Genomic DNA, 13,078 nt, shown 5'->3' with positions numbered 1-13,078 from the left:
CCGGCTACTCCCCGTCGGGTCCCAACGGGCGGATGTCCGAATCGGGTTCGCCGCCCTGGAGCCTGCGGCGGTTGTTCTTCCAGGTCTTCACCGCGCGGGCGGTGTACTCGGTCAGCGCCGCGATCGTGGCGACGTCGCCGAGCAGCTGGAGGACGAGTTCGACGTCCGGCCCGAGGCGTCCCTTCGGCCCGTCGGCCGTGGTCCGCTCCTCGATGCGCAGGTGCCCGCCGGACAGCAGCTCCTCCAGCGGCTCGTCCCGCTCCAGCCACGCCCGCAGGGCTCTGACGTCCTCCATGGTCGCGCCGGCACCCAGCCGGACGCTCACACCTAAGACAGCCACTTGGTCCCCCTCTGTCATCCCGCCATCATGACACCCGACCCCGCCCCGGCGGCAGACCCGTGACGTGCCCCGGGCAGGTGACCGCACGCCCCCTCCACGCCGAGCGCGCGCGGCGCGGGCGTACTCAGGGCTGGGTCTGCAACTGCCTCAGCTGCCGCTGCACATGGTCCAGCGCCCCTTCACGCCTGCCCGGCACCCGGCTGCGCAACACGGCCAGTGCGGCGCCCAGTTCACGGGCCCGGGCGGTGTCACGGATCTGACCCCACTGGTGGTGGGCGCGGTCCGCGGCGGACTCGACCGCGGGGGCGTCGGGTGCCTGCCCGGCGTTCAGGCGGGCCGTGGCGACGGTCAGCCAGGTGCGGCAGCTGCGGGCTGCGTCCCCGGCGAACATCGCCAGATCGGCCCGGACCTCGGCCCAGTGCAGTGCCTCCTCGGAGGCGGGGCCGTGCGCGGCGACGGCGGCCTGCTCGTGCCGGGCGGCCAGCGCGTCGGCGTCGGCGTGCCGGCCGGCCTGCACGGCGGCGGCCAGGGCGGCGTGCGGGTCCCCGCCCACCGGGCCGGGCGTGCTCACCACGAGGTCCCGGCCCGCGCTCTCGGTCGCGATCCGGTCCAGCGCCTGCTCGTGCAACTGTGCCGCGGGCGGCCGGAACCCGCTGCGCAGGATCGTCGCGACGGCCTTCATGTAGGTGGGTGCCGCGACCGTGCGGCGGGACGGCGGCGGCGCGATACGGCCGTGGACGGCGTTGCCGCGCCCCGAGTCCAGGGGGGTGCCGCGCAGCAGCGCCCAGGTCTCGGCGTCGGCGTGCAGGTCGATCAGGAGGGTGGTGGCACCGGCCGGCCGCAGCCGCAGCTCCTCGCGGAACCAGTGCCAGGGGAACGCCGTGTAGCGGGCGGTGGATGCGGTGGTGCGGGCCAGCGCCAGGTGGGGCAGGCGCTGGCGGCGGTCGAGCTGGAGCTGGCCGGTGACGTACACGGTCAGCGGGCCGGGTGCCGCGGCGGCGGCGCGCAGCCGGGTGAGGACGGCCTGCGGCTCCAGCGGGTCGGCGAGTTCGACGACGTTGGCGGTGTCCGTGCCGGCCAGCACGGCGGGCGGCACGGCCGCGAGGACGGGGAGGACGGAGGCGGCGTCGACCAGACGCCCCCTGCCCACCGGCGAGGCCGCCAGCAGCAGCACGGTTCCGGGCATCGCCCCTCCCCCTCGTGTGGATCAGCTACGGCAGCACGGTAGCCGCTGCGGCGGCCCCGGGGGGCGTCAGGCCCACGAACGTCCGTCTCCGGTGGCACCACCGCGCCCCCCGCGCCCCGAGCCGTCACGACACCCACCGGGCGCGGTTTCCTCGCCGCGCCCGCGGGGCGGGGGTTCCTCACGATGCCCACCGCGCGGGCGTTCCTCACGGTGCCCGCCCGGTGCGGGTTCCGCGTGGTGCCCACTGCGCGGGGGTTCCGCGCGATGTCCGCCCGGTGCCCATTCCTCGTCACGGACCCCGGACCGGTGTTGCTCACCGTGCCCGCGGAGCGGGGGTTCCTCGCCATGCACGCCGGGCCGGTGGTCCTCGCCGCGCTCGGCCGGTACGGGTTCCGCGCCGCGCTCGGCCGGTACGGGTTCCGCACGGTGCCCGCCCGGTGCGGGTTCCGCGTGGTGCCCACGGCGCGGGGGTTCCTCGCCGCGCCCGCCCGGTGCGGGCTCTTCGCCGCGCCCGGCCGGTGCGGGTTCATCGCCGCCCCCACCGCGCGGGAGTTCCTCGCGATGCCCGTCCGGTGCGGGTTCCTCGCCGCCCTCACCGCGCGGGAGTTCCTCGCGATGCCCGTCCGGTGCGGGTTCCTCGCCGCGCCCACCGCGCGGGGGTTCCTCGCCGCGCCCACCGCGCGGGGTCTCCTCGCCGCGCCCGGCCGGTGCGGGCTCTTCGCCGCGCCCGGCCGGTGCGGGTTCCTCGCCGCGCCCACCGCGCGGGAGTTCCTCGCGATGCCCGGCCGGTGCGGGTTCCTCGCCGCGCCCACCGCGCGGGGGTTCCTCGCCGTGCCCGCCCGGTGCGGGCTCTTCGCCGCGCCCGGCCGGTGCGGGTTCCTCGCCGTGCCCACCGCGCGGGGGGTCCTCGCCGTGCCCACCGGGCCGGGGTTCCTCGCCCCGTGCGCCCGGTGCCGGTTCCTTGTCCCGCGCGGCGGGTGCGGGGTGGCGGCGCAGGGCGAAGATCGTGGTGTCGTCGGCCAGGTGCCCGCCGCCGTGCCGGAGCGTGCCGTCGCGGACGAACGCGGCGAGCCGCGCGGGCTCGGCGACGCCCGGGTCGCGGGCGACGGCCCGGGCCACCGCCTCGTCGAGCGGATAGAACGCCCCCGTGCCGTCACGGGCCTCCGTCACCCCGTCCGTCACCAGCAGCAGCGTCTCACCGGCGGCGACCGGCACCCGCCGCACCCGGGGCGGGCCGGGCGCCAGTTCCCGCAGGCCGAGCGGCAGCCCGGGCGCGGCCGCCAGGCGTCGTACCCCGCCCGGGCCGACGGCGAGCGGCGCCTCGTGGCCGAACAGCATGAGGTCCACCACCTCGGCGTCGTCCTCCGGAATGCCGAGCAGGACGGCCGTGGCGAACCGGTCGCCGTCCGAGCGGCCGAGGGCGACCGTGTGCCGGCGGTGCCGGAGCATCCGCGTCTCCAGGCGCTCGGCGACCGTCACCAGGTCCGCCTCGTGGTAGGCGGCCTCCCGGAACGTGCCGAGCAGCGCGGCCGCCGCCTCCACCGCCCCCAGCCCCTTGCCCTGCACGTCGCCGAGCAGCACACGGGTGCCGTGCGGGCCCGGCTGGATGTCGTAGAAGTCGCCGCCGACGCGGGCGTGGGCGTCGGCGGTGAGGTAGACACCGGCATGGTCCAGGCCGCCCCACCCCGGTGGCAGCGGGCGCAGCACCGTGCGGCGGATGGTGTCGGTGACGTCTCCCATGTGCCGGGCCCGGTGCTCGTCGCGCACCCGGATCACACAGGCCAGGACGGCGAGGACACCGCCGATGGCCACGAGGACGAAGTCGGCGAGCCCGGCCTGGTACTCGTGCGGCCAGGCGCCGTCCGCGAGGACGTAGGCGACCAGGGAGAGCAGCGCGAACACGGCCGTGCCCCACGCCCCGCACAGCGCGGCGGCGATGCCCGGCACCAGCACGATCCAGGAGATCATGCGGAAGTCGCCGGTGGTGTTCCAGTCGCCCAGCAGGATGGCGACGAGCAGCAGCAGCGGCGGCACCCAGGCCACGCTGCGGCCCCGCACCCGCAGCAGCTCCTGCCGTCGCACGACGTCCCCGCGGCCGGCCCGGGCGTACCGGTCGAACGGGCCGTGCCCCGTGCGCTGGCGGCTCACCGCATCAGCGAATCACGGGCCCGCACCGGCCGCATCCCGTCGGCCCCCGGCCGCCGACTTGCCCGGGGCGGCGCGCCGGTGTGCCCTGGAGAGCAGGGGCAGGGACAGAGAGGAGAGCTCTCATGGCTCATGCGGCACCCGCTCCGCGCAGGATGAACCGGCAGCGGCGCAGGCCCGACGTGTTCAGCGCCCGCGCCCACTCCGCCCTGAACGTGGCGCTCCCCGTCGCCCTGGGGCTGATCTACGGCTTCTGGGCCGCGGCGAACCGGCGTTTCGGCGGGCCCATCACCGGCTGGAACCTGCTCTTCGGCTTCCTCACCGCGCTCGTCTTCGCCGTGGTGTTCGCCGTTCTCTGGCGCATGTCACCGCGGCTGGGGCGCGGCCCGCACGCCCTGGTGTGGTTCGCGTTCGCCGGCTGTGCGGCCGGCTTCCTGGTCAGCCAGAGCAACCTGTCCGTGCTCAGCTCGGCCGGAGTGGGGCTGGCGACCGGGGTGGGCATCCTGCTGATCAACTTCTACCGCTTCTACAGCCGTGAGGACCCGATGGGCCTCGACCGCACCTGACACCGGCACGGGTCCCGTCCCGCCGCGGCCCGGGCACCCGTCCCGCCGCCCGGCACCCGCACCGGCACAGGCCCCCGGCTCGGCACAGGCACCGGCACAGACCCCGCCCCGCCACCCGGCGCCGGAGCGGCACCGGTCTCGCCCCGCCACCCGGCGCCGGGGCCGGACCCCGGCACCGGCAGCCGCCGGGCCACCCGTTCGGGCGCGCCCGGCGGCGGTGCGCCCGGTCCCCGTCCGCGCAGGTGAGGGCAGCCTCCCGGCACGGCGGGCCGGGCCGGGGACCGGTGCAGCGGTCGCGAACCGGCACGGGGACGCCTTGCCTGGAAGGGTGCCCGAACCCCACCGGGCGCCCGCCGCCGCGCAGGCGCCCTCGCGCCTGCGGAACGCCCTGACGGCCGTTGCGCTGCTCCTCGCGTGCCTGCTCCTGCCGCTCGGCGCGGTCGCGTCCTGGGCGGCCCACGGCCTGACCGACACGGGCCGCTACGTCCGCGCGATGGCCCCGCTGTCCGCCGACCCGGACGTGCGGCGCGCGGCCGCGGACGCCCTCGGGGACGGCGTCCTGCGCGGGAGAGCGCACGAGCGCGACAGCGGGTCCCTGCGCGCCGCGGTCGCCCCCTTCGTGCACGACGCGGCCCGCTCCTTCACCCGTACCGAGGCGTTCCGCGCGGCCTGGGACGCGGGGAACCGGACCGTCCACGACGCCCTGGTGCGGGCCCTGCGCGACGACGGCGCGCACGGCGCCCCGGTCACCGTCGACCCGGCCCCCGTCATCGCCCGCGTCAAGCAGCAACTGACCGACGACCACGTGCCGTTCGCCCGCCGCATCCCGGTCACGCACACGCGGATCGCGCTGCTCCCGGCCGACGAGGCGGACCGACTGCGCAAGGGGTACCGCGTGCTGGACACCGCCGCCCTCTGGCTGCCGCTCACCGCCGCCGTCCTCGCCGTCGCCGGGATCGCCCTCGCGGCGTGCCGCCGCCGCGCGCTGACCGCCCTCGGCCTCGGCACGGCCCTGGGCGGCGCGCTGCTCGTCGTCGCGGTCGCGGTCGGCCGCCACCTGACCCTCGCCGACCTGCCCGAGCCCCTGCACCGCGCGGCGGCCGGTGCGGTCTACGACGCGCTGACCGCCACGCTGCGCACGGTGTCCTGGCTGCTGTGCGCCCTGGGTCTCGCGGTGGCGCTCACCGCGTGGCTCACGGGCCGCTACGGTCCCCGCCGCGCTGCGCGGCGAGCCGCGCGAGCGTCCGCAGCGCCCGCCGCAGATCCGGCTCCGGGGCCGATGCGAGGCCGAGTCTGACGGCGTCGGGGGTGTGCCCCGGGGCGACCGCGAAGGCCGGCCCGGGCGTGACGGCGATGCCCTGCGCCGCCGCGGCGGCCGTGAAGGTGTCGGCGCGCCAGGGCCCGGGCAGCTCCCACCAGGCGAAACAGGACGCCGGAGCGGACCGTACGGCGAAGCCCGCCAGTTCCTCGGCGAGGATCCGCTGCCGGCGGGCCGCCAGGGCCCGCTTGTCCGCCACCAGCCGGGCCACGGTGCCCTCCGCGACCCAGCGCACGGCCGCCTCCAGCGCGAACCGGCCCGCGCTCCAGCCGCCCGAGCGCACGGCGTCGGCCACGGCGGGCACCCGGTGCGGCGGCACGACGAGGAATCCGGCCGTCAGCCCGGGGGCGACCCGTTTGGACAGGCCGTCGACGACGTGGGTGAGGGCCGGGGCGTGCACGGCCAGCGCGTCACCGGGCTCCCGGAGGAAGGACCAGATGCGGTCCTCCACCACCGGGAGCTCCAAGTGACCGACTACTTCCGCCAGTTGGAACAGCCGCGGCCCGCCCGTGGTGAGGGACGTCGGATTGTGCAGCGTGGGCTGCACGTAGAGGGCGGACAGCGGCGCCGAGCGGTGCGCGGCGGCGACGGCCTCCGGGAGCAGCCCCGCCCCGTCCCCGGCGAGTGGCACCAGCGTGATGCCCAGCCGCCCCGCGATCTCCTTGACCAGCGGATACGTCAACTGCTCCACGCCGACCCGGCCGCCCGGACGGACCAGGGAGGCCAGGGCGGCGGCGATGGCCTGCCGGGCGTTGCCGGTGAACACCACGTGCTCCGGGGCGGGCCGCCAGTGCGGGGTGGCGAGCAGGGCTGCCGCGGCCCGGCGTGCCTCCGGTGTGCCGGTGGCGGCCGCCGGTGCCAGCGCCTGGCCCAGCACGTCGGGCCGCAGCAGGGGTGCGAGCACCGGGGCGAGCAGCTCCGGCTGGCCCGGCACGGACGGGTAGTTCAGCTCCAGGTTGACGGACGGGGCGCCCTCCCCGGCCTCCACCAGTGCCCGCCCGCCCGGCCGGGGCGGGGCGGCCCGTACGAACGTGCCCCGCCCGACCTCACCGACGACCAGTCCGCGCCGGACCAGTTCCGCGTACACGCGGCCCGCGGTCGACGGGGCGATGCCCCTGCGCCGGGCGAAGACCCGCTGCGGCGGCAGCCGTTGGCCCGGTGTGAGCCGCCCGTCGGCGATGTCCGCGGCGATCCGGTCGGCGATCCGCCGGTAGTCACCCATCGTCCGTCCCCCTGTGGATTGCACCGAGAGCAAAGATCTTATTGCACCGAGTAGTGGGGCCGCCTAGGGTCGGCCGCATGGCACCCTTCCTCGCGTACGAGGACAAAGGCCCCACGCGGGGTCCCGCCTCCTCCCGGCAACCGCACGCCTCTCCGGTTCCCCTCGTCCTCGTCCACGGTCACCCCTTCGACCGCTCGATGTGGTCCCCGCAGATCGGGGCGTTCTCCCCCGGCCGCCGCGTCGTCGCCCCCGACCTGCGCGGCTACGGCGCCTCCCCGGCCACCCCGCCCGTCACCGACTTCTCGGGGTTCGCCCGGGACGTCGAGGCGCTGCTGGACGAGCTGGACGTGGACTCCTGCGTCCTGGCGGGCCTGTCGATGGGCGGCCAGATCGTCCTGGACTGCTACCGCCTGTTCCCCGAGCGCCTGCGGGGACTGGTCCTCGCGGACACCTTCCCCGCGGCGGAGACCCCGGAGGGCGTGCGCTCCCGTGACGCCACGGCCGACCGCCTCCTCGCCGAGGGTCTCGGCAACTACGCCGACGAGGTCCTGGAGCGCATGGTCGCCCCGTACGCGTCCGCCGGGGTCAAGGCGCACGTCCACGCCATGATGACCGGCACCTCCCCGCAGGGCGCCGCGGCGGCCCTGCGCGCCCGCGCCCGGCGCCCCGACCTCACCGCCCTGCTGCCGCGCGTGCGCGTCCCCGCCCTGGTCGTGGTGGGCGCCGACGACACCTACACGCCCGTCTCCGACGCCCGCGCGATGCACGCGGCGCTGCCCGACTCCACGCTCCACATCGTCGAGGGCGCGGCCCACCTGCCCAACCTGGAACGCCCCGCGGAGTTCGACCGCGCGCTGGCCGCGTTCCTCGACCGGGTCGATGCGGGGCAACCTTCCTCCGCCCCACCCCGTCCTTGAGGGAGGATTCGGGCAACCCACCCGCACGAACGGAAGGGGCCGGGCCTTGGGCACCGCAGCCGCCGAGTGGACCGCGACCGACGAGGGGCGGGGGCACCGCCCCGCCGGAGGCCGGTCCGGCGCCTGGTGCGCCGGCCTGCTGCTCGCCGGGGTGAGCGTGGTCGCCGGTTTCCGCGCCGCCGACAGCGACGGCATCACCCCCGTCCCGCAGTTGCTCGCCTTCCTGCCCTGGATGCTCGCACCCACCGCCGTCGCACTGCTGCTCACCCTGCTGACCCGCTGGTGGCCCGGCACCCTCTGGGGCGTCGCCCTGCTCGGTGTGCTGGCCTGGTACATCGAGCCGTACGGCACCTCCGACGAGCCCGTCGGCCGGCCGGTCGCCGACTTCCGGGTGCTCACCTCCAACGTCGAGTTCGGGCAGGGCACGCCCGCCCTGGTCGCCGCCGTCCGCCGTGAGGAACCGGACATCGTGTTCGTCGAGGAGTGCGACCACGCCTGCGACGCCCGGCTGAAGCGGGACCTGGCGCGGGACTACCCGCACCGCCGGGCCGTCGAGGGCGGCGGCTCCGAGGGGTCCGTGATCCTCAGCCGCTTCCCGCTGCGGCCCGCCGACGGCGTCCGCGCCACCATGGGCATGCCCGGGGCGGTCGCCGACGTGGGCGGCCACGCCGTGCGGCTCCAGCTCGCCCACCCGATGCCGCCGCTGCCCGGGCAGGTGGACCTGTGGAAGCGCGAGCTGGGCGATCTGCGGGAGGCGGCCCGTACCGACCCCGGCACCCCTCTCGTCCTGGCCGGGGACTTCAACGCCTCGCAGGACCACGCCGCCTTCCGCCGCATCCTCGACACCGGGCTGCGCGACGCCTCCCGCCTGGACGGCGCCGACCGCACGGCCACCTGGCCGGCCCTCACCGCCCCGGCGTTCGGCGCGCAGATCGACCACGTCCTGGTGTCCGAGGAGTTCGCCGCGGACCGCACTCGCATCCTGGACCTGTCCGGCACCGACCACCGCGCCGTGGTCACGGACCTGACCCTGCACGAGGGGAGCTGACGCCCGCCCCCGCACGAGCGGCCCTGCCTCGAAGCCCGCACCCGGGCACGGTGGCTCAACGCCCGCACGCGATACGGCCGTTCAAGGCCCGCACACGGATACGGCCGTCCCACGCCGGTGGGACGGCCGTATCCGCGTGGGGGTCTCAGCGCGCCGACTTCTCCAGCGCCTTGTCCATGGCCGCCGCCAGGCCGTTGGCCCACAGCCGGTTCACCCGGGACCGCTCGGTGGAGTTCGGGTAGGCGTTGGTGCAGGACGGGCCGGGACCGCCGCCCGACATCAGCTCGCTGCACGGACCCGAGTAGTGGTCGGGCAGACCGAGGACGTGACCGGTCTCGTGGGCGGTGACCCGCGTGGAGTCGTACTGCTGGTTCTGCCGGTAGTCCAGGAAGATGTAGCCGTTGCCGCGGCCGTCGGTGGAGGCGTAGGAGCCGCGGGAGTCGTTGCCCTCCCGGTAGCTGAAGTCGGCCGTCGACGCGGAGCCCGACTGGAGCCGCACGTTCGTCACCGAGCTGTTCCAGATCTGGGTGCTGCGCGCTATCTGGGTGGCGAACGACGGCGCCCGGGAGGCGTCGTAGACGACGGTGACCGCCGCGGTGGCGCTCGGGTTCTCGGCGCGCTTCTCCGCGACGGACTTCAGGACCGCCTGGAAGAACGCTCTGCTCGCGTCCGGGCCGGCGGACGGGGCGGACGACTCGGCGACGAAGCCGGCGCGAGGCTCCGCGACCGGCGCGGCCGAGGCGGGCAGAGCCGTGCCGAGACCGGCCGTGGCGAGGCCGAGGCCGAGAACCGCCAGGGCGGACGTGTACTTTCGCATCGATGACTCCTCGGTGGGGGTTGAGTCTCACCGGTGAGTCTCGATGCCTGTGCAGCGCCTGTGATGATGGCAACCGGGGATAGGACGGGGCTATCGGCTGCCCAATTCACCTGATTTAGCGGTGAATTATGTGGCTGGTTAACGCTGCGATTCCGCCTTAGCCTCACTGTGCATGGAGCTCGAGGTGAGGCACCTCCGCGCGCTGTGCGCCATCGCCGACACCGGCAGTCTGCACCGCGCCGCCCGGCAGCTGGGCGTTTCCCAGCCGTCGTTGAGCACACAACTGCGCCGGATCGAGCAGGAGCTGGGCGGCCCGCTGTTCCTGCGCTCGCACACCGGCTGCCGCCCCACCCCGCTGGGGCGCCTGGTCCTGAGCCGGGCCCGCCCGCTGATGACCGACCTGCACCTGCTGGTCACCGAGGCGAGGGCCGCGGCCACCGGCGGCGCCGAACTGCGCATCGGCTCCACGGCGAGCAAGGCCCTGGCGGGCTGGCTGCGCCGGCTGCGCGCCCGCGGCCAGAACCCCAGTCTCCACATGAACGTGTCCCCCAACGCCCTGCTGCGCATGGTCGCCGCGGGCCAGCTCGACGTCGCCTTCGTGCACGAGGTCGAGGGCTGCCCGCTGCGCATCCCCCCGGAGTTGCGGCTGCGTGTCCTGGTGGAGCGCGAACCGCAGTGCGTGTCCCTGCCCGTGGACCACCCGGCGGCCGTGAAGCAGGAGGTCGACGTGGCCGACCTGGCCGGCGACCGCTGGATGATCGACCCCACCGTCGACGGCGAGTGGGACGCCGTCCTGCGGATGTTCCGCGACGCCGGGGTCAGCCCCCGCCTGCTGCACGGCGACTACCACACGGCCGACGTGCTGGTCGCGACCGGCGAGGTCGTCACCGTCTGCCAGCCGACCCGGACCCCCCGCCCCGACATGGCGGTGCGCCGGCTCAAGGGCGACCCGCTCGGCGTACGGTTGCTCGCCGCGGCCCGTACGGAGACGGACCTCGACGGGGTCTACCCCGCACTGGAGGAGGCGTACGGGGAGGTGGCGCGGCAGGCCCCGGCCTACCGGGACTGGCGCCGGCCGGGACGGCCGGCGCCCGACGGCCCCTGCAGACCCCCGAGCCCGGCCCTTCCCTGACGTGCCGCCGTCCGGTGCGGCCCTCAGACGCCGATGTCGCGTCCGTCGGCGCGCCAGACCGCCACGACGGCCGGACGGACGTACTTCCCCGGTCCGTCGGGCCAGCTGCTGGCGGGCTTCTCCACGGACGCGCCGTCGATCTCGCCCGGGTGCTGCACGGCCACCAGCACGCGCCGGTCCTGGATGATCGGCCCGCAGGTCTCCGCCCCCTTCGGCACGGTCAGGAACTGCTTCAGCTCACCGCGCCGCTCCCCCCGGGTCGCCACGCCGAACAGGCCGTCGTGCGAGCCGAGCTGGGCGCCGTCGGTGGAGATCCACAGGTTGCCGTGCGGGTCGAAGGCCACGTTGTCCGGGCAGGAGATCGGGCTCACGCCGTCCTTCGGGAAGCCCGCGAAGTACGTCGCCGGGTCCTCCGGGTCACCGGCGACCAGGAACAGCGACCAGGCGAACCGCGTGCTCTCCGGCCGGTTCCAGCGCTCGGTCAGCTCCAGCACGTGCCCGTGCTTGTTGGCGTGGCGCGGGTTGGCCTCGTCCGCCTTGGCGTTGGAGCCGATCCCGCGGTTGGAGTTGTTCGTCAGCGCGACGTACACCTTGCCCGTGACCGGGTTGGGCTCGATGTCCTCGGGCCGGTCCATCTTCGTCGCGCCGACCTTGTCACCGGCCAGCCGCGTGAAGACGAACACCTCCTCGGCGCTCATGCCCTCGACGTGCGAGACGGCGCCCTTGGCGGTGGCCGTCGCCAGCGGGATCCACTCGCCGCTGCCGTCGAACTCGCCGTCGTTCGGCAGCTTGCCCGTGCCGTCGATCTCGATGGCCGGGGAATCGCCGGTCAGCCGGGCCACGTACAGCGTTCCCTCGTCGAGGAGGGACAGGTTGTGCTCGCGCGCGGCACGGCTGTGGCCGTGCCTCATCCGCTTGCTGCCGACGAACTTGTAGAAGTAGTCGAACCGCTCGTCGTCGCCGGAGTACACGACCGGCCGGCCGTCGTGCGTCAGCCGCACGGTCGCGGCCTCGTGCTTGAACCGCCCGAGCGCGGTGTGCTTGCGGGGCGTGGAGTGGGGGTCGTACGGGTCGAACTCGACGACGTAGCCGAACCGGTGCACCTCGTTCGGCTCCCGGGCGACGTCGAAGCGCTTGTCGAACCGCTCCCACTTGCGCTCGGTCGCCCCGGCCCCGATCCCGTACCGCTTGTCGGTGGCGCGCGTGGCGTTGGCGAAGTACTGGTTGAAGTTCTCCTCGCCGTGCAGGGTCGTGCCCCAGGGGGTGACGCCGCCGGAGCAGTTGTTGAGCGTGCCGAGCACCTTGGTGCCGCTGGGGTCGGCGGAGGTCTTCACCAGATCGGACCCGGCGACGGGGCCGGTGAGCCGGAACTCGGTGGTGGCGGTGACCCGCCGGTTGAGCTGGTGGCGGGAGACGGCGGTGAGCTTGCCGCTCCTGCGGTCCTCCTCCACCACGACGGCCGACAGTCCGTGCGCGGCCCAGGCGATCTCGGCCTGCTCGCGGGTGGGGTTCGCGGGGTCGTACCCGCGGAACATCAGGATCTCGTCGGTGTACTCGTGGTTGGCCACCAGCAGCTGCCGGCCGCGCTCCCCGGGCAGCGGGAGCAGGGCGAGGAAGTCGCAGTTGTACCCGAACTGCCCGGCCTGCGCCTTGGCGCTCTGCCGCTCCGGGTCGAAGGCGGGGGCACCGCGCAGGATCGGCTCGCCCCACCGGATGACGACGTTCTGCCGGTAGCCCTCCGGCACGGTCACGGCGTCGGCGGTGTTGGGCGCGACGGGGGTGAACCGCAGGCCGCGGGCGCCCTTGTGTTTGTGCCGGGCGGCCTCGGAGGCGGCGCCCTCCGACGCGGCCGGTGCGGCGCTCGCCCCGGGCGCCTGGGCGACACCCACCGCGCCCGCGCCCGCGGCGGCCACGGTCACGACCGCCGCGGCCCGCATCATCGAGCGCCGGCTGAGCGCCCCGGCGATCACGTCACCGACGTAGGCGTTGGAGCTGGTGTTGGGCACCTCGTGGAAACAGGCGTCACCACACCGGAATCGGCAGGTCATGGCGGACCGGCCACCGGGGTGCGAACCGGACGGCGTTCCGATCAACGGCAGCAGCTTGCGCACTTTGCTCTCTCCTTGGATGCCCGTGGTGTCAGCGCGACCGTAGGGGCACATATGTGCGGTAGCCGGGCGCCCTGATGAACAACGAGTGAACCCGTGGCAGATGTACGGGTGTTGCCCCTGTTCAAGCCGCCGACACCCACCCGGACCGGATGCGCCCTTGACAGACCGGGCCGCCCACACCAGACCCTGCCCAAGATCACCCAGGAGGGCCGCTAACCTTACGTGTCCGTCCTGGCCAGGGATTGACGGGCTTCAACTCACGCGAAGGGTTGCGCG

10 protein-coding genes and 1 pseudogene are annotated in these 13,078 nt (G+C 75.3%); 5 read left to right on the top strand and 6 right to left on the bottom strand.

Going from position 1 to position 13,078, the window contains the following annotated elements:
- Positions 1-4: 4 nt before the first annotated feature.
- From Q5694_RS09140 to Q5694_RS09130, 3 genes and pseudogenes are all read right to left on the bottom strand, one after another.
- Positions 5-295, bottom strand: coding sequence for a hypothetical protein (locus Q5694_RS09140; RefSeq protein WP_333932011.1), 291 nt, complete (start codon positions 293-295; stop codon positions 5-7).
- A 169-nt stretch (positions 296-464) separates the two neighbouring features.
- Positions 465-1,526, bottom strand: coding sequence for a hypothetical protein (locus Q5694_RS09135; protein ID WP_333932010.1), 1,062 nt, complete (start codon positions 1,524-1,526; stop codon positions 465-467).
- 987 nt (positions 1,527-2,513) lie between these two features.
- Positions 2,514-3,674, bottom strand: a pseudogene (locus tag Q5694_RS09130) (PP2C family protein-serine/threonine phosphatase); the annotation flags it as partial.
- A gap of 122 nt (positions 3,675-3,796) precedes the next feature.
- On the opposite strand from Q5694_RS09130, the gene Q5694_RS09125 reads away from it, so the two are divergent.
- A complete protein-coding gene (locus Q5694_RS09125) occupies positions 3,797-4,237 on the top strand; it encodes a hypothetical protein (protein WP_333932009.1) in 441 nt (146 codons plus the stop codon).
- A gap of 328 nt (positions 4,238-4,565) precedes the next feature.
- Entirely contained in the window at positions 4,566-5,534 is a 969-nt protein-coding gene (locus tag Q5694_RS09120; RefSeq protein WP_333932008.1) for a hypothetical protein, read from the top strand.
- Here Q5694_RS09120 and Q5694_RS09115 read toward each other — a convergent pair.
- Positions 5,431-6,777, bottom strand: coding sequence for an aminotransferase-like domain-containing protein (locus Q5694_RS09115; RefSeq protein ID WP_333932007.1), 1,347 nt, complete (start codon positions 6,775-6,777; stop codon positions 5,431-5,433). The genes Q5694_RS09120 and Q5694_RS09115 overlap by 104 nt on opposite strands.
- 77 nt (positions 6,778-6,854) lie before the next feature.
- Here Q5694_RS09115 and Q5694_RS09110 point away from each other — a divergent pair, with 77 nt between their 5' ends.
- Entirely contained in the window at positions 6,855-7,694 is an 840-nt protein-coding gene (locus Q5694_RS09110) for an alpha/beta fold hydrolase (protein WP_333932006.1), read from the top strand.
- 46 nt (positions 7,695-7,740) lie between these two features.
- Complete coding sequence (locus tag Q5694_RS09105) at positions 7,741-8,742, top strand: endonuclease/exonuclease/phosphatase family protein (protein ID WP_333932005.1); 1,002 nt, start codon at positions 7,741-7,743, stop codon at positions 8,740-8,742.
- A gap of 145 nt (positions 8,743-8,887) precedes the next feature.
- On the opposite strand, the gene snpA is transcribed toward Q5694_RS09105, so the two are convergent.
- The gene (snpA, locus tag Q5694_RS09100; protein ID WP_333932004.1) at positions 8,888-9,559 is read right to left on the bottom strand and encodes a snapalysin; all 672 of its coding nucleotides are present in this window, start codon (positions 9,557-9,559) and stop codon (positions 8,888-8,890) included.
- A gap of 172 nt (positions 9,560-9,731) precedes the next feature.
- Between snpA and Q5694_RS09095 the strand changes: the two genes are divergently transcribed.
- Positions 9,732-10,691, top strand: coding sequence for a LysR family transcriptional regulator (locus tag Q5694_RS09095; RefSeq protein WP_333932003.1), 960 nt, complete (start codon positions 9,732-9,734; stop codon positions 10,689-10,691).
- A gap of 23 nt (positions 10,692-10,714) precedes the next feature.
- Here the strand turns inward: Q5694_RS09095 and Q5694_RS09090 are convergent, their stop codons facing one another.
- Positions 10,715-12,802: a PhoX family protein gene (locus tag Q5694_RS09090; RefSeq protein ID WP_333932002.1), complete on the bottom strand. Its 2,088-nt coding sequence runs from the start codon at positions 12,800-12,802 to the stop codon at positions 10,715-10,717.
- Positions 12,803-13,078 lie beyond the last annotated feature (276 nt).

Source organism: Streptomyces sp. AHA2 (assembly GCF_036857595.1).
In the GTDB taxonomy this organism is placed as follows: Bacteria; Actinomycetota; Actinomycetes; order Streptomycetales; family Streptomycetaceae; genus Streptomyces.
The sequence above is the reverse complement of the archived record's forward strand: the minus strand, read 5'-3'. Positions and strand labels throughout refer to the sequence as shown.